Source organism: Pseudoalteromonas luteoviolacea, from assembly GCF_021654285.1.
Classification (GTDB): domain Bacteria; phylum Pseudomonadota; class Gammaproteobacteria; order Enterobacterales; family Alteromonadaceae; genus Pseudoalteromonas; species Pseudoalteromonas luteoviolacea_J.
In genome coordinates, this window is sequence record NZ_JAKFZS010000008.1 from 61,624 (window position 1) to 83,627 (window position 22,004).

The 22,004-nt window shown below is 41.1% G+C and carries 20 protein-coding genes; 13 read left to right on the forward strand and 7 right to left on the reverse strand.

All coding sequences use genetic code 11. From position 1 onward, the window contains the following. Nucleotides 1-147: 147 nt before the first annotated feature. Nucleotides 148-342 carry a (2Fe-2S)-binding protein gene (locus L1077_RS09000; RefSeq protein ID WP_023397915.1) on the forward strand — a complete coding sequence of 65 codons (195 nt, stop codon included), beginning with the start codon at nucleotides 148-150 and terminating at the stop codon, nucleotides 340-342. A gap of 56 nt (nucleotides 343-398) precedes the next feature. Here L1077_RS09000 and bfr (L1077_RS09005) read toward each other — a convergent pair whose 3' ends face one another. Continuing rightward, entirely contained in the window at nucleotides 399-863 is a 465-nt protein-coding gene (gene bfr, locus L1077_RS09005) for a bacterioferritin (RefSeq protein WP_063363616.1), read from the reverse strand. Nucleotides 864-875: 12 nt separating this feature from the next. Further along, the gene (gene bfr, locus L1077_RS09010) at nucleotides 876-1,346 is read right to left on the reverse strand and encodes a bacterioferritin (RefSeq protein ID WP_039610271.1); all 471 of its coding nucleotides are present in this window, start codon (nucleotides 1,344-1,346) and stop codon (nucleotides 876-878) included. Between the two features lie 297 nt (nucleotides 1,347-1,643). On the opposite strand from bfr (L1077_RS09010), the gene L1077_RS09015 reads away from it, so the two are divergent. From L1077_RS09015 to L1077_RS09040, 6 genes are all read left to right on the forward strand, one after another. Further along, nucleotides 1,644-2,150: a hypothetical protein gene (locus L1077_RS09015; RefSeq protein ID WP_237136531.1), complete on the forward strand. Its 507-nt coding sequence runs from the start codon at nucleotides 1,644-1,646 to the stop codon at nucleotides 2,148-2,150. Nucleotides 2,151-2,168: 18 nt separating this feature from the next. Continuing rightward, complete coding sequence (locus L1077_RS09020; RefSeq protein ID WP_063363618.1) at nucleotides 2,169-2,777, forward strand: superoxide dismutase; 609 nt, start codon at nucleotides 2,169-2,171, stop codon at nucleotides 2,775-2,777. Between the two features lie 131 nt (nucleotides 2,778-2,908). After that, complete coding sequence (locus tag L1077_RS09025; protein WP_237136532.1) at nucleotides 2,909-3,736, forward strand: substrate-binding periplasmic protein; 828 nt, start codon at nucleotides 2,909-2,911, stop codon at nucleotides 3,734-3,736. Nucleotides 3,737-3,799: 63 nt separating this feature from the next. Continuing rightward, complete coding sequence (locus tag L1077_RS09030; RefSeq protein WP_063363620.1) at nucleotides 3,800-4,381, forward strand: thymidine kinase; 582 nt, start codon at nucleotides 3,800-3,802, stop codon at nucleotides 4,379-4,381. Nucleotides 4,382-4,433: 52 nt separating this feature from the next. Next, nucleotides 4,434-5,762, forward strand: coding sequence for an ATP-binding protein (locus L1077_RS09035; protein ID WP_237136533.1), 1,329 nt, complete (start codon nucleotides 4,434-4,436; stop codon nucleotides 5,760-5,762). A 121-nt stretch (nucleotides 5,763-5,883) separates the two neighbouring features. After that, on the forward strand, nucleotides 5,884-8,310 hold the full coding sequence (locus L1077_RS09040) for a PAS domain-containing hybrid sensor histidine kinase/response regulator (RefSeq protein ID WP_237136535.1): 2,427 nt from the start codon (nucleotides 5,884-5,886) through the stop codon (nucleotides 8,308-8,310). 27 nt (nucleotides 8,311-8,337) lie between these two features. On the opposite strand, the gene rlmF is transcribed toward L1077_RS09040, so the two are convergent. Beyond that, nucleotides 8,338-9,204, reverse strand: coding sequence for a 23S rRNA (adenine(1618)-N(6))-methyltransferase RlmF (gene rlmF / locus L1077_RS09045; RefSeq protein ID WP_237136679.1), 867 nt, complete (start codon nucleotides 9,202-9,204; stop codon nucleotides 8,338-8,340). 121 nt (nucleotides 9,205-9,325) lie between these two features. Between rlmF and L1077_RS09050 the strand changes: the two genes are divergently transcribed. After that, nucleotides 9,326-10,234 carry an alpha/beta fold hydrolase gene (locus tag L1077_RS09050; protein WP_237136680.1) on the forward strand — a complete coding sequence of 303 codons (909 nt, stop codon included), beginning with the start codon at nucleotides 9,326-9,328 and terminating at the stop codon, nucleotides 10,232-10,234. Nucleotides 10,235-10,254: 20 nt separating this feature from the next. Here the strand turns inward: L1077_RS09050 and L1077_RS09055 are convergent, their stop codons facing one another. Continuing rightward, the gene (locus L1077_RS09055; RefSeq protein WP_237136536.1) at nucleotides 10,255-11,694 is read right to left on the reverse strand and encodes a tetratricopeptide repeat-containing sulfotransferase family protein; all 1,440 of its coding nucleotides are present in this window, start codon (nucleotides 11,692-11,694) and stop codon (nucleotides 10,255-10,257) included. Between the two features lie 88 nt (nucleotides 11,695-11,782). Next, on the reverse strand, nucleotides 11,783-14,404 hold the full coding sequence (locus L1077_RS09060; RefSeq protein WP_237136537.1) for a TonB-dependent receptor plug domain-containing protein: 2,622 nt from the start codon (nucleotides 14,402-14,404) through the stop codon (nucleotides 11,783-11,785). 420 nt (nucleotides 14,405-14,824) lie between these two features. On the opposite strand from L1077_RS09060, the gene L1077_RS09065 reads away from it, so the two are divergent. Both L1077_RS09065 and L1077_RS09070 read left to right on the forward strand, forming a co-directional pair. Further along, the gene (locus tag L1077_RS09065; RefSeq protein WP_063363627.1) at nucleotides 14,825-15,199 is read left to right on the forward strand and encodes a hypothetical protein; all 375 of its coding nucleotides are present in this window, start codon (nucleotides 14,825-14,827) and stop codon (nucleotides 15,197-15,199) included. A 138-nt stretch (nucleotides 15,200-15,337) separates the two neighbouring features. After that, nucleotides 15,338-16,702 carry a leucyl aminopeptidase family protein gene (locus tag L1077_RS09070; protein ID WP_237136538.1) on the forward strand — a complete coding sequence of 455 codons (1,365 nt, stop codon included), beginning with the start codon at nucleotides 15,338-15,340 and terminating at the stop codon, nucleotides 16,700-16,702. Nucleotides 16,703-16,750: 48 nt separating this feature from the next. Here L1077_RS09070 and L1077_RS09075 read toward each other — a convergent pair whose 3' ends face one another. After that, complete coding sequence (locus L1077_RS09075) at nucleotides 16,751-18,226, reverse strand: aminoacyl-histidine dipeptidase (RefSeq protein WP_237136681.1); 1,476 nt, start codon at nucleotides 18,224-18,226, stop codon at nucleotides 16,751-16,753. 277 nt (nucleotides 18,227-18,503) lie between these two features. Further along, nucleotides 18,504-19,577 carry a ketoacyl-ACP synthase III gene (locus tag L1077_RS09080; protein ID WP_237136539.1) on the reverse strand — a complete coding sequence of 358 codons (1,074 nt, stop codon included), beginning with the start codon at nucleotides 19,575-19,577 and terminating at the stop codon, nucleotides 18,504-18,506. A gap of 138 nt (nucleotides 19,578-19,715) precedes the next feature. Here L1077_RS09080 and L1077_RS09085 point away from each other — a divergent pair, with 138 nt between their 5' ends. The 3 genes from L1077_RS09085 (at nucleotide 19,716) to L1077_RS09095 (ending at nucleotide 21,950) form a co-directional block, all read left to right on the forward strand. Continuing rightward, complete coding sequence (locus tag L1077_RS09085) at nucleotides 19,716-20,114, forward strand: nuclear transport factor 2 family protein (protein ID WP_237136540.1); 399 nt, start codon at nucleotides 19,716-19,718, stop codon at nucleotides 20,112-20,114. Between the two features lie 82 nt (nucleotides 20,115-20,196). Further along, the gene (locus L1077_RS09090) at nucleotides 20,197-21,432 is read left to right on the forward strand and encodes an ATP-binding protein (protein WP_237136541.1); all 1,236 of its coding nucleotides are present in this window, start codon (nucleotides 20,197-20,199) and stop codon (nucleotides 21,430-21,432) included. Next, nucleotides 21,429-21,950: a response regulator transcription factor gene (locus tag L1077_RS09095; protein ID WP_237136542.1), complete on the forward strand. Its 522-nt coding sequence runs from the start codon at nucleotides 21,429-21,431 to the stop codon at nucleotides 21,948-21,950. Before L1077_RS09090 ends, L1077_RS09095 begins: the two co-directional genes overlap by 4 nt. The last annotated feature ends 54 nt before the right edge of the window (nucleotides 21,951-22,004 follow it).

Sequence of the window (22,004 nt, forward strand, 5' to 3'; positions counted from 1 at the left end):
GATGCATGTACCAAATAGTGAAATAAAACTCTTTATTGATCAATGCTATTAGTAACTATTCTCATTTTTATACGTAAGTGAGTTGATAACTATTTTTGTTTAGATTAAACTAACTTCATTTGATGTAATTGAGATTGGTTTTCATTCATGTATATTTGTATCTGCCACGGAATAACAGACAAAAAAATAGCGCAGACGATAGATGACGGTGCTCGCTCTATGAGAGACCTAAGCAAAGAGCTAGGTGTTGGCACACAATGCGGCAAATGCTGTAACTGCACAAAAAAGATTTTGAATGAAAAGCTTATCGACATTGTTGATGTGACAGAGCAAGTTGCATAAAGAATTGAATACGAAAAAGGGCGCTTAATCAAGCGCCCTTTTTTAATGGGGGTGGCTTACATTTGTGATTGTAAGTAGTTTTCTTGGCCCATTGTTTTAAGTAGTTGCTGTTGTGTCTCTAGCCAGTCTATTTGCTCTTCTTGCTCGCTTTGGATGTTGTCCAAAGCTTCACGGCTGATATAGTCTTGCTTTTCTTCACACAAAGCGATAGCTGCTTGTAAGTCTTTTAAAGAGACTTCTTCAAAAGCATGGTTGGCAGCAATCATTTCTGGCACATTCTCGCCAATATTTAATCGACCTAAATCTTGTAAGTTTGGTAGGCCTTCCAAAAATAAAATACGCTCAATAAGTCTGTCAGCATTTTTCATTTTTTGGATAGATACTTTGTAATCTGCTTTATCTAATTTCATAAAGCCAAAGTCTTTAAACATACGCGCGTGAAGAAAATACTGGTTAATACCAACCAGCTCGTTTGCAAGTACTTTATTTAGCGCGACAATTACTTCTCTATTACCTTTCATATTTTAGCCTTCCTATGCAAGTTGAGACTGTAGGTAGTTTTGAATACCGATCTTATCAATTAAACCAATCTGCTGCTCAAGCCAGTAAACGTGGTCTTCTTCAGTGTCGAACAGTAGTTTTTCTAGTACTGCACGAGATTGATAATCCTGCTCTTCTTCGCAGGCTTTGATTGCGTCTTTAACACATGCAACCACTTCAAGCTCAAGTGTCAGGTCGTTTTCCATCATCGATTTCACGTCTTGACCAATTAATAAATCGCGACGCTTGGTCATGTTTGGCACGCCTTCAAGGAATAAAATGCGTTTAATTAGCCAATCTGCATGCGTTGTTTCTTCTTCCATTTCGTGGTTCAAACGCTCATACAATTTATCAAGACCCATGTCTTCATACATGCGAGAGTGAATGAAATACTGGTCAATTGCAGCTAATTCATTTGCCAGTAGTGCATTAAATGCATCGATGATTTTTTGTTTACCCTTCATAGGATGTTCCTCAAACTCTGACTATGGAGTGTATTCTATCTACATGTTCTTACTTGTCAATAAAAATCCTTTAAAATCATAGGTTTAACAATTGATTCTTATTCTCATTATCGTTGTCTTTTATGCTTTTAACTCTGGTTTTAATTTATACAGTCTTATCGGTGGGGTGTGGTAGGCGCTGTAAATAAAGTAATAACCACGATTAAATCATGGTAATAATGCAAATAAAAACAATTTGCATTAAGGTGTTGGTTTTGTTTATAGTTGTCAGGTGTAAAGCAATCTAAGGGGAGCGTAATGGCCCTAATTGAGCAACCAGAATCTTCAGTTGATACTCCTTTGGAGTACGCCTTAGCACCATGGCAATATGCGATAAAAACGGGCAACCACGCTTTTCAGCATGGTCAATTTGATTCAGCCAGAGACAAATATCAAAGCGCTTTAAATCTGGCTGGTCATTTACTTGAACGCTTTGTAAAAAGCGAAGCGAGTGATGAGCAATTGACGGCAATAGAGCATTGCTGCCCAGCTCTAGTCGTTGCGGCTCATAATTTAGCTGACTGCTTTTTAGCACTTTCTAAGCCTGAGCGAGCGTGCCAGCAGTTGATAGAAGTACATACTGCGATTCTTCATTTAGTCGAAAATGCGTCAATTGAAATCGTTGAGATTGCTTGCCACCACTTACATAAAACACGGCAGGAGTTAATTAACTTTGCGTCCTGTCACCCCCACCTTCCTGAGTTAATTGAACAAGTTAATATGGCAATGGAAGGTGGCTTTAACCGTCCACATATCGTCCACTAAAGTAAATGAGGAAAAATCATGGCTTTTACATTGCCACAACTACCGTACGCGTATGATGCGCTAGAGCCGCATATTGATACAAGAACAATGGAAATTCACCATACACTTCACCACCAGACTTATGTCAATAAAGCGAATGCGGCTTTAGAAGGCACAGAGTTTGCCGATCGTGGTGTTGAAGACTTACTTGTAAACATTGAATCACTACCTGAAAACCTTAAAGGTGCGGTGAGAGATCATGTTGGTGGCCACCATAACCACAGCCTATTCTGGACTATTATGTCTCCAGATGGTGGTGAATTACACGAAGGTGAGTTGTCTAAAGCAATTGCAGACACGTTCGGTAGTTTTGATGCATTCAAGGAACTATTTACAGCTGCGGCAGTCAGCCGTTTTGGTAGCGGCTGGGCGTGGTTAGTTGTTGACGCTGATGGTGCGTTGAAAGTGACAAGCTCACTAAACCAAGATAGCCCGCTTATGAGCAATCAGACACCAATTTTAGGTTTGGATGTGTGGGAACATGCATATTACCTTAAGTATCAAAATCGCCGTCCTGAATACATCGCGGCGTTTTACAATGTTATTAACTGGGCAGAAGTTGAAAAGCGTTATTTAGACGCGAAGTAATTAAGTTTCAGTTTGCTGTGCCTTGAGCGTTTTACTCAAGGCACTTGTTTATATACTCATAAATACAAAACGAACTTCCTGCTCCAAAGGCAGAGCGCTACGAGTAGGCTATAGTATAAAGAGCGTCAGGCATGTCTGTGCATTACTTAATCCTTCAACTAGTTGCGAGCCATATGCGTTTTTTAGCATTTTTTCTTCTCATATCATGGTCTTCATTAGCGTATGCAACCACTTTCATGACCCTGTGTTATGAAGATAAAAACATACCCCCGTTTTTTCTTGGTAGCGGCTTTGAAGTGCCTAACTACCGCCCAGGTGCGACTATTGAGATTTTACGAGGATTAGAGAGCAAAGTACGTAATGTACGGTTTAAATTTGTTCGTAAGCCCTGGCAGCGATGTTTGAAAGAAGTTCAAAAAAATAAAGTGGATGCCGTAGTTGCCTCTTATCGTGCTGAGCGAGCGAATTTTTTGAACTTTCCTATCAATGAGCAGGGCAAGGTTGATGAAACATTGGCGATTAGCATGTTAGGTACCTGCTTAGTAGGTAAGCAAGGTTTAGGGCAAGATGTCGCAAACAACAACTTTCCAATTAGTCTAGCAGTACCACGTGGTTATGCGGTTTTAAGAGCACTCCAACAAGATTTGTATCGTGTGATTCAAACAGACTCACAAGACGATGCTTATCAACTTGTTTTGAAGGGGTTGGTAGATGGTGCATTGGGGTTATGCCAAATATACGATGAACAGATCTCAGGCTTCCCATACAGTGATTTACTAGAGCCAGTATTTCCACCAGTAGACATTAGTTATGGGTATTTAGCCCTGTCAAAAAATTTCTTAAAGCAAAACCCTGAGGTGTCCCGTGCTTTATGGGAGGGGCTAGGCGCCATGCCCTTGCATGAATATTACTTAGACTATGTAAATAACCCAGTGAATCATAAGATTCCTAGATATTGATTGTGGTCAGCTCAGTCAAGTTTCTGTAAACTTACGTGCACTTTAAATCAGACACTTGCAACTATGGCACAACTATATTTTTATTATTCAGCAATGAACGCGGGTAAATCTACTACGTTATTGCAATCAGCCTTTAACTACCGTGAACGCGGTATGACGCCATTTATTTTAACAGCCGCCATAGACAACCGTTCAGGTGTTGGCAAAGTTGCCTCTCGCATTGGTCTTGAGGCCGATGCTAGTACCTTCGAGCCGGCTACAAATGTGTTTGAATTAGTTAAGCTTGAGCATGAAAAGAATAAACTCGACTGTATTTTAGTGGATGAAAGTCAATTTCTATCTAAAGAACAAGTCTCTGAATTAACGGATGTCGTCGATATGTTGGGTGTCCCAGTGCTGTGCTATGGGCTCAGAACTGATTTTAGAGGTGAACTATTTGAAGGTGCGCAATATTTATTGGCATGGGCTGACAAATTGATAGAACTTAAAACGGTATGTCACTGTGGCCGTAAAGCGAATCATGTGCTGCGCTTGGACGAACAGGGCAATGCCATTGCCGATGGTGATCAAGTAGAAATTGGTGGGAACGATCGGTATGTATCTGTTTGTAGAAAACACTACAAAACTGAGCTTAATAGGTTGTAAATTTAACGTTTTTTGCCATGCTTAAGGCTATCAATACTTATAATTGGTAGCCATGCCAAACTCTACATTTTCTTTTCTAGCCAGCGAGTCTTCGCAAGCACAACAAAAACCACAATGTCCTCCGTGGAAAGTACTCGTCGTTGATGATGAGCCTGAAGTGCACGAAGTGACAAAAATGGCCTTATCAAAGTTCAGTTATCAAGATCGAGGCTTGTCCTTTTTACATGCCTACTCAAAAGCACAAGCGATAGAATGTATGCAGTCAGAGCAAGATATCAGCGTGATCTTGCTAGATGTAATTATGGAGACGGATCAGGCTGGGCTTGAATGTGTTCATCACATCCGAAATGAATTGAACGATCATGATGTAAGGATAATATTAAGAACTGGCCAGCCTAGCACCATACCTGAACATGAGGTGATGCTTAAATATGATATTAACGACTATAAAAACAAAGTTGACCTAACAAAGTCCCGTTTATACATAACGATGACCAGTGCGCTGAGAGCTTTTCAAGATATTAAGAAGCAGTCAGAATTGGCGAGTGCTTTAAAAGACCTAAATGAGAATTTAGAAGTTAAGGTCGCTGAGCGAACTGCGGAGTTACTAAGTGTAAATACCTCACTACAAGCAGCAAAAGATCAAATCTTAGCTCAGCAGGCATCTTTGCTTCAATCAGAGAAAATGGCCTCAATAGGCTACTTAGCCGCAGGAATGGCCCATGAGATTAATAATCCGCTTGGGGCGTTAAAGTGTAATTTTTCAGTGCTGCAAGATTACATTAATGCGGTATTGAATAAAGTAGATGTGACTCATGATGAAGATTTGGACAATGACTTTAAAGACATTTTTGAATTACTTGAAGACAATGCGGTTGATTTAAATAGAATTGAGCGCATTGTGGCTGCCTTGTCGGTTTTTAATGGTATTTCAGATGAGCAGGCTAACCTTTATGACTTACATGAAATTGTTACGAGCTTCAGTGCTGAAATACATAGCCAAGTCGTATTTGAAAATAAGCATGAGCCGCTACCCAAATTAAGTTGCTGTCGTGAGCAATTATTACAAGTGTTCAAAAGTTTATATTTAAATGCGAAGGAATCAGGCTCTGCACTTTGTGACATAAAAATAAGCATACGAAATCATGAGCAGTCAATGAGTGTCTACTTTGAGGATAAGGGTGCAGGGATCCCTGAGCAAAAGCTGAACCAAATTTTTGATCCTTTTTACACAACTAAACCCGTTGGAGCAAATGTGGGGCTGGGTTTAACCATCGCGTTAATGATGGTACAAAATCAAGGTGCTGAGCTTATCGCGACATCGCAGTTAGGTGTTGGTAGCTGTTTTGAAGTTCGACTGCCTCATAATACAAGCAGTTAAGTTTTTCCTTCTTACAATACACTTTGAAGCTTTGGTTTTCGGGTGTATTTAATCTTATTTCTTTCTATATTTATAGCAGGTGGATGGAAACTTACATGGCCGCTGCATATCTGGAGCTGATATGTCTGGAAAAACTTATACAGATTTGGAAAGTGAACTTGAAAGCTTGAGATATGAGCTAGAGCAAGTTAAGTTTGAGCGCGACAAATATAAAAAGCTGTTTGATGTATCTGGCGATGCACTTTCAATTATCAATTTAAATTCAGGAAAATTCGTAGAGTGTAACGACGCGGCGATCGAAATGCATGGCATTAGAAGCCAACACGCGTTTTTACAACTGACACCAGCTGATATTTCACCCATACACCAGCCCTGCGGCCAATCATCTGAACACTTAGCTAACCACTATATCGGTAAAACTCAAAATGAAGGCGCGCAATTATTTCAATGGACCCATTCTCGCCCAGATGGCTCAACATTCCCATGCTTAGTATCTCTCACGGCAGTGAAGTTCAATGGTGAGGACCTTATTCTGGCGATTGGTCGAGATATTAGTGAAATTGTGCAGGTCCAACAAAAGCTTGATGCTGCCCATTCTGATATCAAACGGTACAAAAAAGCATATCAAAGGGAAAAAGAAAAATTTGAGCATTTTGTAAATTTGGCGCCAGTAGGCATTGCCATAAACTTTATGAAAGATGGCAGTTTTGACTATGTAAATCAGGAATTCAGTAACATTACGGGTTACTCCGTGGAGGAACTAAATCAAATGGATTACTGGCAACTGACGCCGAAAAAGTATGAACAACAAGAATATAAACAGCTCGATGATTTAAAGATGAAAGGGCGCTACGGTCCTTATGCTAAAGAGTATATTCATAAATCAGGAAATGTATTTCCGGTGCTATTGTCAGGGATAAAAATTACCGACAGTGATGATGAGGATTTTATCTGGTCTGTTGTTCAAGACACGACGCAGCAAAAGAAGGTTGAGGCGCAAATGCAAAGGGCAAAAGAAGAGGCGGATTCATTCGCTATTCGAATGCAGCTTGCTAACGACTCTGCAGAGATTGGGGTTTGGGAGTGGGATCTTATTTCCAATGAGTTAATTTGGGATGATTGGATGTTTAAGCTGTATGGCGTTTCCCAAGGGCAGTTCTCAGGCGTTTATGAAGCTTGGGAAAATAGTGTTCACCCACAAGACCTTGAATATGCGCGCTCAAAATTAGAGGCGGCAGTGAAAGGTGAAGGTGTTTATGAGCCTGAGTTTAGAGTTGTGCATCCAAATGGCAATATAAGGACCATGAAAGCGAGTGCGGAAGTGCTCAAAGACGAGTCTGGCAAACCAGTCAAAGTCATTGGAGTAAACTATGATGTCACGGATAAGGTAGCTGTGATAGAAAAACTCGCAGCAGCAAAGCTAGCTGCAGAAAACTCAGTTAAGGCCAAGAGTGATTTTCTTGCCAATATGAGCCATGAAATACGTACACCCATGAATGCGATTTTAGGCGGTTTGCAGTTACTTCAAGGTGCAGATTTAAATTCTGACTATAGAAAAACACTGGCGAATGCGTCATTTTCAGCGCAAAGCTTGCTGACAATTATCAATGATATCCTGGATTATTCAAAAATTGAGTCGAATAAGCTGGAACTAGAAAACGCACCTATTTCATTCGCAGATATTGTCGAGTCGGTCAAGTATGACTTGGATGGGTTGATCAGCAAAAAAGGTATTGATTTTAATGTCGCAATCGATGAGGAGTTTGATGACAGGTGGCTCGGGGATTTGGTGAGGGTTAAGCAGATAATTCTAAACTTGGCGTCCAATGCTGTTAAGTTCACGGATGAAGGGTCAGTAAAAATAAGCGTGATGAACGGAAAGTATGAACACAATCCAGCTGTTGTCCTGAATATAGATGATACAGGGATTGGCATGAGTAAGGAGGTGCAAAGCAGTATATTTGACCGGTTTTCACAAGCGGATACATCGACAACAAGAAAATACGGTGGGACTGGTTTAGGTATGTCTATCACCACAAGCTTAGTGCGACTGATGGGAGGAGAAATAAAATTAAAGAGTGAACAAGCTAAAGGCACCAATATCCGAGTTGTACTGCCACTTGAAAAAACGAGTCAAATACCTAGCTCATTACCCTGTAAATCGCTATCACCTCCAGATTTAAAAGGAAGAAAAGTGTTAATTGCAGAGGATAATAAAATTAACCAGATGCTGGTTAAAGTGATGCTCAAAGAAACACAAGCAGAGTTAGTCATTGTAGAAAATGGAAAATTAGCAATTGACGCTTGCCAAAAAGGTGAGTTTGATTTGGTTTTAATGGATATTCACATGCCAGAAATGGACGGTATCGAAGCGCAAACAGTCATCAATACGCAGCAGCCAAACTTACCTATAGTTGCCTTAACGGCGAACGTGATGAAGAGTGATGTGCAAAGGTATCTTGCACAGGGCTTTGTATCTCATGTAGGAAAGCCCATCGACATGAGAGCGCTGTTTGGTGTGCTGCAACATATTCTCAATGACAAGTAGGGCGATAGTGGGGGCATAAGCAGTTCATTAAAACTGCCATGCGATAAATCGACTTTGCTTATTTCCTTGCAACATATTAACGACTTTATGGTTTTTAACGTTTTGCTGTTTCAAGCACTTTGTTAAAGCTGGCAGGTTATCTTTTTTTGATACCAAGGTCGTGAACCATCCTACTTGCTCTTTAAACTGAGTACTTTCTTTTATCATATTTGTAATAAAGGCAAGCTCGCCCCCGTCACACCAAAGCTCTGGTGCATGGCCACCAAAATTTAGTTGTTTAGCTGTTTTTGTGATTCCAAGGTTTTTCCACTTCCTTTGGGTACCTTGCTGCGCTGCCTGTTCACTTGCATGGAATGGTGGGTTACACATAGTGATATCAAAATAGCTATCTTTTGTGATAATACTTTGAAACATGGAATTGCTGTCAGCTTGATGCTTTATTTTGACAGCCAGCTTGTTTGCCTTGGCGATATTCTCAGCTACTTTGACTGCGATTGGGTTAATATCACTACCAACAAATTGCCATTTATATTCTGCATGCCCTAGGATCGGATAAATTAAATTTGCACCCGTTCCAATATCTAAGCATTTTATCTTTTTTCCTGTGGGGATCACGCCTTCATTTTCATCTGCGAGTAAATCAGCAAGGGCATGAATATAGTCTGCTCTTCCTGGCACTGGCGGGCATAAGAATTGCGGTGGTAGGTCCCAATATGTGATCCCGTAGTGCTTGAGTAACAGCGCTTTATTTAATAATAAAACGGCTTGAGCGTCAGAGAAGTCAATCGTAGTTTGGTCATTTGGTTTTTTCACAAGATAATTGGCTAGCTCAGGGACTATGGCCGAGAGCCCTGCTAAATCGTAGCCGTTGGCGTGTTTATTTCTAGGGTGCATGCTTGGAATATATATCACAAAATTACATTGCAGAATTATACCTTAATTTCAATGCCTTCACTAATGGGTTTACTTTTAAGTAATTCAGCTGGTACGATGAGTTAAAAAAGAGCATGTGCATATCATGATAAAGCAAGAGTCGATACAAGTACCAATACCTGATAAAAATGCTTCATTGCACCTTAGATATATTCATAACCCAGATAAACAAGGGCCTGTGGTGTTATGTCTGCATGGTGCAATAGAAAATGGCAAAATTTTTTATACAAATTCAAATAAAGGCTTTGCACCTTATCTCGCTGCACAAGGGTACAGGTGCTTTGTGTTGGATTTACGTGGAAGAGGTGAAAGCGTACCTGCCATTTCGTCAGGACATGACTATGGTCAAACTGAATCAATCACAGAAGAAGTACCAGCGGTACTTGAGTACATAACAAAAAAGGTCGGTGAGCGTCCGCACTATTGGGTTGCGCACTCTTGGGGCGGAGTCATCTTGAATAGTGTGTTTGCCCGCTATCCAGAAGAAATCAACCATGTACGAGCTTGCGCCTATTTTGGCTCTAAGCGAAGCTTATACAATAATCACCCTGAAAAGTTGCTCAAAGCAAATCTGATGTGGTTTTGGCTTGCACATTATTACGTAAAAAAACATGGCTTTTTACCGGCGAAAAAGCTTCGTTGGGGCGCTGATAGCGAGACAATAAAGTCACACGCACAAAGTGCGCAATGGGCAAAAATTAGCCCTTGGGTAGATAGCGATGATAACTTTGATTATGGCCAAGCTTTGAGTGGTCTATCCCTGCCACCTACGCAGCATATAGCGGGAGTAAGTGACAAGGCTTTGGCTCAGCCAATCGATATTGAAATGTTTATGAAAGAATCAGGACAGGGCGTTCAAAAATTAAATATTTATGGAAAAAAATATGGTCACTCTCATAACTATGGCCATATCGATATGCTCACTCATCCAAGCGCATTGCAAGATCAATTTAAAGATGTTCTCAATTGGTTTCATCGTTATGACGGCTGAAGTTTATAGCAGCCCATATTCTATTTCGGCTGCGTAAGCTCCTTTTCTATCTCTTTTTCAAAGATTTGCCAGCGGTTTAATGAGCGGTTATGGATTGGTTGACGCACTTGAGTTTTACTTAGTGTTGAGACCTTGCTGCGACTTTTATAAAACTCCATACATTCGGGCTCATACTTTAGATACATAAAGTTAAGAATTTTCTGAATGGTTCGTTCTGGCTCATCAATTAGCTTCTCATAGCTGATATTGAATACATTTCTTTTTAGATGTGATGAAAAGTGGGACATCACTTGTTGTTCAATTTCAGAGTAAAGTTTGAACTCGGGGAGCGAACAAAAGTAGGGTTCATTTTCGGCAAAATGGTTACTGTACACTGACCAAGCGTTAGCCATAAAATCACGGGTTAAATGGATGATTCTGGCGTTTGGGAATATCCTGTAAATTAGTCCTATGTTCTGAAAGTTTGCCGGAAGCTTATTGATAACAGCTTCTTCTTGAACCCTGTTTTTCTTGATTTCATCTACGTAAACACTGCGACAGTAATCAAGCATGGATGTGGATGGTTCATAAATACAATCTGGAAAAGGGCGTTCAGTTCGCATTTCAAGGTATGGCACTATTTTGTCACTGAGCACTATGCTTTCGCCAATTGTGCCGACTTGGCTATGTTGTGTCAGAATTTGCTCAAGCAGTGTAGAACCAGTTCTTGGCAGCCCAACGATAAACACAGGTGTAAACGTTGATTTCACTTTATCTATCGGCTTTGAGAAAAAGTCTTCATCACAAGTCGCTAATAAACGGTTATAGAATGGCAGCATATCTACTGTTCTAAATTCGCATTGTTTAAGCTGTAGCTCATTGGCTTTTTTATAGTATTCAAAGGCTTCTTTATTGTCGCCCAGAGCTTGATGCGCAGTTGCAAAGGCGTGATAGGCAACAATTTGAAATTTTGGGTGCTCAAACTTACCATCCAATTCCTCTAAACGTGCCATTAACTCAGGTATTTCAGAGGGGGGAGCCAACTGCATGAGCTCAAAAATCATAAATACAGAAACACCAGATTCTGGACACTCTAGTCCTTTTTTGAAAACTTGAAAAGCGTTATCTATGAAGCCATGATCTAAATAGAACTGACCAAGATGATAGTGAATCTGGGCGTTATGCCTCGCAACACTTAAGGCGTATTCAAGAACAGTTTTTGCGTCAACGGGCGATCCAACTGCAATAAATGCATCAGCCAAAGCATATAAAGGGTCGAGCATTTTAGGTAGATGTTCGCATGCTCTTTTGAGGTAGTAAATTGCGTTATCATATTGCTCTAAACGCATACATATACGGCCTAGGCCAAATAGGGCTTTGCCATTAGTGGGGTTTTGTTTAAGCACTTGTTTAAACATAAACTCGGCTTCTCGGAGCCTGTTTTCTAACAACAGTTCTGTTGCGCGATCTAAAAGTAACATGTTAATCAGCAGTTTATTTTAATAATAAAAATAAAAAGAGGAAATAGCTATCGCTAATTCCTCTTTTGCTCTGGGTTACAGATAAAGTTTAGAACGTATAAGTTGCTTTGACGTAGTAGAATCCGCCATTAATGCCAAATGGTGACGTTTCATAATAAATACCGCCCCATGTGTTGGATGGTGTAAGTTCACTAGCGCCTTCTTCAGCGAAATTAATGACTTTTTCAGCATCTTGGTCAAAGATATTATTTGCACCAACTGTAAGGCTAATGTTTTCTGTCGCGTAATACGTCAGCTCAGCATCAAATGTAAAGTTTGGATCTGCCATGATTGCAGTCGCGTCATAGTCCACATGAACGCCTTGATATTCGCCAAAGTAGTTGTAACGAATAAAGCCTGAGAAGTCTTCCCACTGCTGAGTCCAAGTATAAGTGGCTCTATGCTGAGGTAAGTCATTCTCCAAACGTTTTACTTTAAAAGCACCTGTAATATCGGAGAACTTGTCAACCTCAGTTTCATTCCAGTTATATGCCATGCTGAAAGTTGCAAAGCCACCTAATAAGTCCATTGAGTAGTTAGCTACAACATCAACACCTTGTGTTGTGGTATCGAAGTCATTTGTAAAGAACGACACTTGCGCGATGCTATCTACATTCGGGACGCCATCGGCTTTAAGCGCTTCTTTTTGAGTCGGCGTTAGATTAATTTTTTCAGACTGACTGAGTCTATCTTCTACCTGAATATTGTAGTAGTCGATGGTTAAGAATAAGTCGCCTGTCTGGTACACGAAACCAAGTGTATAACTCTCAGACTCTTCAGGTTGTAATTCCGTACCGCCTAATATCTCTGATACAGGGTTTGTAGGTGGCAGAAGCGCTGAGTCTACAAGTACACCGCTGCTCAGATTTGTTTGCACATTACTTACGTTGGCTTGACCAACGGTTGGCGCTCTAAAGCCTGTGCTCACAGAGCCTCGAACTGATAAATCATCTGTCAGTTGGTATTGACCCATGATTTTAAAGTTGGTTGTAGAGCCGAATGAATCATAGTCTTCAAACCTGAGTGCCCATCCCATTAAAAACTCTTCTGTGAATGGGGTTTCTACGTCCACATATGCGGCATAGTTGCGGCGGGAAAACTCGCCTGCTGCTGCAGGTTGGAAACCAGGGAAACCGTTCGAGCCTATACCAAACCCTTGTTGAGTTAACGGCCCTGCAATAAATGAAGCTTCATCACCAGCAATGACCTCAAAAGTTTCTTCGTGCCATTCTAAGCCTGTTGCCACATTCACTTCATAGGCCAAACCAAAGTCGAACTCTTTAGATACATCAAAGTTAAAGTTTTTCTCTAGTTGGATATATTTACCCGGGCTGAATTCCATCGGCGTTTCAGCGCCTAGCGAGGCATTGACCGTATTGGTAATAAAATAACGTGATTCATTTCGACCAACGGAGCCGCTAATATCGTAGTAGCCGCCTTCCATAAAACCTTCAGTGAACTCACCTTTTGTGCCGATTGTTAGGGATGTATCGGTAATATTACCGCCAAAATTGGGTGTAAAGCCACCAGGTAGAATTTCATTAAAAGCAAAACAGTTTCTACCAACTTCTGTATCGGCTGCAATTTGTTGATAAGCAGCAATGGTCGCCACATTATATATACGATTGCCGTCAGCATCTTTTAGATTTACGGTGGGACAACCAATTCCAGTGTTCAAGCCATCGAGATCGGCAACTAGTAACGTATCTCCTCCGTCATTAGAGTATACTTGTGGACGGGTTTGTGGGTTACGATAATAGAATCCACCTTTTACATCACGCTCTGAATAGTTACCGAACATATAAAATTCAGAACTATTACTTAATTCAAGTCCAACATTACCAAACAGGGTAATATCGTCTTTGATCTCTGGTGCACCCCAAATTTGCGCTGGATCTCTTACGCCTTCAACATTTGCGTCAATATATGCCTGAGCATCAGGTCTTTGCACACTTCTGCTTGTTGCGTCGGCTTCTTTATATTGAAAACTTAGGTTTGCAAACCCTTGATCAGTAAATGGTAAGCCAATATTACCTTCAAATGTCGTTGTATCACCGTCACCCTCGTAATATTCGCCTTGCTTAACAGAAAAGCTACCCCCTTCGGAAGCGTCTTTAAGTACAAAGTTCAAAACACCTGCTATTGCATCGGAACCATATTGTGCAGCAGCGCCATCACGCAGTACTTCAACTTGTTTAAGTGCGACACTGGGTATCACAGAAATATCAGGGCCTTGTGCACCATCATTAATACCACCACCTAAAAATGCGATGACAGAAGAACGGTGTCTGCGTTTACCGTTGAGTAAAATTAGAGTGGAGTCCGCAGGAAGGCCACGAAGGTTTGCTGGACGAACTAAGCTCGCCGCGTCACTGATTGGGTTGGCATGGACATTGAGTGAGGGCACAGACCCTTTTAAAAGCTCAAGCATATCATCGCCACCAGCTTTGCTTAGTTCATCGCCGCCTATGATATCGATTGGTACAGGCGACTCACCAATTGACCTAGGCGCTGCCCTTGAACCAACGACGGCAATTTTCTCAATATCTTTGTTTGCTCCTCCTTCTCTTGCATCTGCTTGAACGCCAAATGCAAGTAAGGCTGTGGTCGCTGCAGTTGTAGAAATAGCAAATTGTATTGCTTTTCTTAGTTTGCATCTCTGTAGTTTCATCCTGTTTCCCCAGTTTTTCTAAACTTCTTTTTATAAACCAAATTGCAATATGCAATAACGTGTTATCACTTGAATGTATTCAATTCGTTAACACAATAATAAAAGTAGCAGCCAATTCGCCAAGTTCAATTTTTTGATTGATTTAATTGCATTTATTTATAAATTAAGCGTGCCTAGACCGAATTTTTCACTAGAGTGGAATGAATTTGTATTTCAAATGGGTAATTCCATCTCACTTAGTGTGTTTTGTATCGTCTGTGAATTAACAAGGTAAGAAAGAATGTTCGATATTTGTAAACGAGGTTATGAGGAGGCCCCACAGTCATGCAAGGAAAGTTGTTTTAGTTGGACCAAATATCTACACGATTTTTACAGAGAACTTTGCTAGAATGACGGTAAATAAGCTGATTTTGGACATCAATGCGGTTAATTAAAGTCGTGCATAAAGCACCTATACGGGTGGCACGGATAAGTAGAAAAAGGCAAAGGTTAAGGATAAAACGTACGCTGATTGCGTTGAAAGGGGCGCTTGCCCAAGAAAAGCAAGAAACGGAAGAGATGCTTGATATTTACAAGCGCTACACACTCGGCAATGCATCTAAGTCAGAGCTAAGAGTTGCCAACAAACAGTTTGTAGATGTCTTAAAAGGTTTGGGGTTAGGTGTTTTTGCTATTTTGCCATTTGCGCCCATTACGATACCTTTAATCATCGCATTGGGTAATAAATTTGGAGTAGAAGTACTCCCCAGTTCATTTGCAATAAAAAAAGAAGAAAAAAGAAATAAAAGTGAGTGAGCATTACTCAATGCCACGCTTATTCAGTGCTTTACATCAAGCCAGCATAATTATAGAAAAAACTTACCCTTATGACGGTGAATTGTGTCTCAGTTATTGATATCCTTGAGTCAATACAACTTAGAATAAGAGGCACGTATGAGTACTTTACTCGTTCATTCCCAGGAAGGAACACCAGTCCATTTAACCACAGAGTCACAGCTGGAAAGCTGGTTGTCAGAAAATGCACAAACTGCCAAAAGCTTTGTGTTGTCAACGCGTCAAGAGGGACAAAATGTATTGCTAGTCCCAGATTTGGAAAGTGGAGCATTATCAAGTGTTGTATGCATAGTTGAATCGCTTGATGATCAATGGCTAGCAGGTGATCTAGCCAAGCAACTACCAAAAGGCATGTATCAGTTTGTTGGTGGTGAAGAGTTAATTGAGAGAGCTGCCACGAGTTATGTCCTTGGCGCATATAAATATAGTGCGTACAAAAAAACTGCCCCTATTCAAGCAAAGCTAGCCATCTCACAAGAGAACCTGTTTAAGAAGGTGTCGGATATTACAGCAGGTATATACTTGGTTCGTGATTTAGTTAACACACCAGCTGCCGATATGATGCCTCAGCATTTGGCAGAAACATTCATTGAACTCAGCGAGCAATTTGGCGGTGAATTTAAACAGCTTATTGGTGATGAACTTTTAGAGCACAATTATCCGACTATTCATATGGTTGGTCGCGCAAGTGATAACAAGCCTCGCTTATTAGATTTAACTTGGGGTGATGAAAATGCACCTAAGCTAACTTTAGTGGGCAAAGGCGTATGTTTTGACTCAGGTGGTTTGGACCTCAAACCTGCCGCAGGCATGAGAAACATGAAAAAAGACATGGGCGGTGCAGCGCATGTATTGGGCTTGGCACATATGATTATGGCGGCAAACCTGCCTGTAAGATTACGCGTGCTAGTCCCTGCGGTTGAGAATGCAGTGTCAAAAAATGCGTTTAGACCGGGTGATGTGATTGTTACACGTAAAGGGATCACAGTTGAAATTGACAACACAGATGCTGAAGGGCGCTTAGTATTGTGTGATGCTTTGGCTGAAGCACAGACTGAAAAGCCTGACCTGCTGATTGATTTTGCAACATTGACAGGTGCTTGTCGAATCGCTTTAGGTACTGAATTGCCTGGCTTTTATAGTACAGATCAAAAGATTGCTAATGACATCATTGCTGAGGGAATTGAGTTAAATGACCCAGTATGGCAATTACCTTTATTTGACCAGTATAAAGGTTTGTTTAAAAGCGATATTGCGGATATTGCGAACTGCGGTTCAACGCCTTTTGGTGGTTCAATTACTGCTGCGTTATATCTCAAAGAGTTTGTTGAACCAGAAAATACACCTTGGCTTCACTTTGATGTTATGGCGTGGAATGTTCGTCATTTACCGGGTCGCCCAGTAGGCGGTGAAGGCTTAGGCTTAAGAGCTACCTTCTCATATTTGCAAAAGCGTTTTGCTTAGGAAAAATTAAAAAAACGGCTCAATTGAGCCGTTTTTTATTATGCAGAATTATACAGATTTTACAGGGATATTTGAAAGCAATGCTTTCATTTGCTCCCAGTATAACCCCACAGAGCCAATATGTACTTTTTCATCTGGAGAGTGAGGGAATTTGATGGTTGGGCCAAACGAAATCATATCCATGTCTGGATAAGGTTCTTTGAAAAGGCCACACTCTAATCCTGCATGAATCACCATGATGTCAGGTTTTTTACCGTAGATACCTTCATACATATCTCTGAAAATATGAATGAGCTCTGATTCTGGTTCAGGTTTCCAACCAGGGTATGCACCGGAGAATTCAACTTTTACGCCAGCAAGCTCGGCCAATGAAGCAAGCGTACCTTCAACGTCTGTTCTACCCGAGTCAATCAAAGAACGGATCAGACATAAAATTTCTACGCAGTCTTGCTCTGTGGTGATCACACCAAGATTTAATGAGGTTTCAACTACGCCTTGTATGTCGTCACTCATTCTTACCACACCATTAGGGCAAGCATTCAACAATGACAGCAATTGTTGTGTGCTTTTTGATGTCATCGGTGTTTGTGACGCTTCGACTTGCGTAGTGATAAAAGTGAGGCCAGTTTCAATCGCAGCAAGCTCTTTACGCATTAGCGCCTGTACTTCCTCAATACGCTCTGCTAATTGATTAATATCGGCATCATGAATTGCAATCGTAGTGTAAGCTTCTCGAGGAATTGCATTTCTTAGCGAGCCGCCTTTGAACTCAACAATTTGAAAATCAATACCACTGAGGTGATGCTTTAATGTACGAGCTAATAGTTTGTTCGCGTTGGCACGTCCGGTATGAATGTCGACACCTGAATGGCCGCCTTTGAGACCTTTCAGTGCGATTTCAACATACACTTGTCCGGTTGCTACAGTCTGTCTTTCGATATCGAGCGTCAGGCTAGCATCAATACCACCGGCACAGCCCATATAGATCTCGCCTTCTTGCTCAGAGTCGGTGTTTAGTAAAATTTCACCTTCCAACCAACCAGCTTCTAGACCAAACGCGCCGGTCATCCCAGCTTCTTCATCCACGGTTAAAATCACTTCTAGTGGTCCGTGTGCAACGTCATTTGAGGCTAAAACAGCTAAACAAGATGCCATGCCGATGCCGTTATCAGCACCGAGCGTTGTGCCATCAGCTGTTACCCAATCGCCATCGACAAAGGGTCTAATTGGATCTGTCACAAAATTATGATTTGTATCGTCATTTTTTTGCGGCACCATGTCGATATGCGCCTGCAATACGACCGGCTTTCTAGTTTCCATGCCTTCAGTTGCAGGTTTTTTGATGAAGACATTACCGGTTTTATCTCGGCGTGTAGCTAAATTTTGTGACGTTGCCCAGTCAACAATAAACTGTGCAAGTGCTTCTTCATGCTTTGATGGGTGTGGGATTGAACAGATTTGGTCGAAAAATTGCCACACGATTTGTGGTTCGAGTTGGCTTATCTCTGAATGAGGTTTAAACACCATATTCCCCTAATAACTAGCTTGTTGTCAGTAATTTGATTTAATAGCAAACATTGGTTGCTTTATAACAGCGTTCGTTGTGCGGTATGCAAAAGCAACCTCATATTAAGTTAAGACGTTTGAATGTCGTTAAAATAAGTATAAAGGCGTCACTTCAGGTTATTTACATAAGACGATGAGATGCCAAGGGCATATAGTCTAGACGCGCTGTGAGAGGTATATTATCAGTTATTCACGTCTATATCGAGCAGCAGCGTCTACCACTGCTCGGCGTAGATTAATCCGCTTTTTGACAAGCAGCAACAGAATCGCTGACAAGTTCTAAACCTGACTTTTCACAAGTTGGGAATGTATAATCAGACGTTGAGATAGGCGTTACACGTTCACCCCATTTGATGTAACTTGCTGCCCAAGTTAATCCTGCCCCAAATGCCGCAGACATGATATTTGCGTGTGGCTTGATCATGCCTTGCTCAACAGCTTCACAAAGGGCTATTGCAATTGTTGCTGCCGATGTGTTTCCATACTTGTCAATGTTGACCATGACTTTATTGTCGTCAATATCTAATTTTTTCTGAATGGCTTGTATTATTCTCAGGTTAGCCTGATGAGGGATCAGTACATCTATATCTGTAAGTTGCAGGTTTGTTGTTTGTAGCACATCGTCACAAGCTAAACTCATCCCAGTAACAGCACGTTTAAAGATCTCTCTGCCTTCAAACAGTAAGTCTGATGGACCAACTGCTTCATACTTATTTAAATCAGTACCATAGTTGGTAATGTGCAATATATCTCTGTCTTCAGTATCACACCCAGTTTTGGTCCCCATTAAACCGTTCGGTTCAGAACTCGCTTCAAGAACAACGGCGCCTGCGCCATCTCCAAATAAAACAGCACTGTCTCTTTTGGCCCAGTTGACATACCAGGTCATACGTTCCGCTGCGACGACAACCGCCTTTTTAATCATGCCAGCTTGGATCTGAGCAGTTGCATTTTGTAATGCGTATAAAAAGCCAGAACATGCTGCATTTGTATCACATGCAGCGGCACCTGTTGCGCCAATATTTTTTTGCACAAGGGAGGCGGTGTTGGCAACCATGGTTGAAGGCGTACACGTTGCAAGTAAAACAAGGTCAATGTCTTCACCGTTAATGCCTGCACATGCAAGCGCATGCTTACTAGCGATGGTGGCCAGCTCTGCTGTGCTAACATGACTTACACGTCGTGAACGGATCCCTGTACGCGTTGTGATCCACTCGTCTGTGGTATCAACAATCGTACTTATTTCATCATTACTGATTGACGCTGGTGGTACTGCTTTCCCCCAGCCGGTAATTTTGGCATATATCATAGTGTCTCTTTATCAAATCCGACCACTTGGTTAATTGCGTATTTATAACAAACTATTGATTTTTACTCAAAGAATACCTTGTTGAATTAGCACATTTGACTAAAATAAAATGAGAAACAGGTCAGATATCAGTTGTTTATGACTCAGAAAATCACTCAAGAATTACTTGATGAACTTGTATCTTTAGAGCGGCTTTTACTTGAACCTCATGTAAGAGAATCCAAAGAACGCTTGTCTATGTTGTTGGATGATGACTTTTACGAAATATCTGCGAACGGCTTACTCTTCGACAAAAGACATGTTTTGGCACGGTTACCTTGTGAAAAAGTGCCTCAATTTTACAATCAAGATTTCAGAGGGCAGATGTTATCTGAAACAATCGCGCAGTTAACTTATCATGCAGCGTATAGAAGAAACGCATACAGCAATTTGCAGTTTTCATTAAGAATGTCATTATGGCGCGACATAGGCTTAGGTTGGCGATTGCTCTTTCATCAGGGGACACCCTGTCCAGAGTTTGCTTTGAGATATGATTGAGTTTGCAAAAGCGAGGCTGTTCTCTTTAAGTTAGTTTGTTGTTCGGGTAAAGTACGCGCATCTTCAATCTTTGGCTCGACTTATGGTTATCGCTTTTTCTCCCCAGTCCGCGCTTGGTCAGTTGTTATTACTTCGTTCCATAGCCATCGTGTTGCAACTTGTTTTAGTGTTGATTTCAATTTTACTATTGGATAAAAGCATTCCACATCAACCTGTGTTTTCGGTCATTGCGTTAGAGTCACTGTTTCAGTTGATAAGTATTGTTATGTATCGCCGCAGCCGAGAAATATCAGAAAGGGCAATGACTCTTCAGCTCATGGCTGACATTGTATTTTTATCTGTTCTGCTGTCTTTTTTAGGTGGTGCGAGCAACGCCTTTGTCTCTCTTTTGTTATTGCCTTGTATTATTGCGGCTGTAACCGTTTCAATTGGGTATGTCTTATTCGTGTCAGCAAGTGCCTTAGCCGCATATGGTTATTTGTATGTTGCTGTGACCATGCCAATGCATCACCATGGAATGCACATGGGAGAGCATTTACTTGGAATGTTTGTTAACTTTGTCTTTATGGTGGTTGTGACAGTCGGTGTTGTTGCCATATTGGTTAAAAGGATCAGAGAAAGGGAAGCATTACTTGCAAAAACCAGAGAGAAGCAATTACAACAAGAGCAACTTTTGGCTTTAGGGAGCGCTGCCGCGCAAGTTACTCACCAATTGGCCACGCCAATCGCACATCTAAACCTCTTGTTAGAAGAGTTACAAGAAGACTTTCCAGCGCATCCTGCAGTCGCTGAGATGAATGGGCCAATATTACAGTGTAGAACACAATTAGATAGCTTTCGTGAACAGACTGAGCTACTCAAACTTAAGCGCCAAGACAAGTCGCAATCCACTCAATTCGTTTTAGAGCAACTTGAAGAACTAATGACGTTACAATATCCGGGGCAGTCTTTGACGGTATTAGAGAAGACCTCCAGTGTGGATATTAATGGTGACCCAATGTTAGTGCCTTCTTTACTCAATTTAATCGTGAACGCCGCGAAGGCTAATGAGCGGGCGGGTAAAAACCAAATTGAGCTGAACGCGTTTTCTGAAGCGGGTAAATGGCATTTAACTATCAAAGATCAAGGTAAAGGGATCGCACAGAAAAAGTTAGATGATATCGGAAAGTCAGTTGTTGAAAGTGATACCGGTTTTGGCATGGCTTTATTATTAACCCATGCGACCCTAGAAAGGGTGAATGGTGAGTTGCACCTTGAAAACCTAAGTGAGGGCGGTGTGTTATCTACAGCAGTATTACCAATTGTGGGTGAGTTATGAAGTTATTGATCATTGAAGACGATATTGCGTTTTCTAATACGCTTGCAAGGCGAATGGCCAAAATGGGTTTTGAGTGTCAAATTGTTAATCGAGAGGAAGAGATAGTTTCTCATTGCGAAACTTTTCTTCCCGAGTATGTGCTGTTAGACATGAAGTTAGAGCACTCGTCTGGGCTACAGCACATTGGTGCAATTAGACAAGTGTTATCCAGCGCAAAAATAGTTTTACTCACAGGCTTTGCAAGTATTGCGACCGCAGTAGAGGCCATTAAGCTTGGCGCTGATGATTATCTAACAAAGCCCGCTGATACCAAACTCATTGCGAAAAAGCTATTGGGTGAAGAGGTGGTGATAGAAGACGCATTTGAATCTACCATGTCACCAGAGCGGCTAGAGTGGGAGCATATACAACAAACGTTGCAGGCAAATGACGGGAATGTCTCAGAAACAGCTCGCCAGCTAAATATGCACAGAAGAACATTACAGCGAAAACTACAAAAAAAACCTGTATCTAAATAACCTACTGATACACATATATTGCCCTATTGATAGATTTTAACTAAATTGAAAATA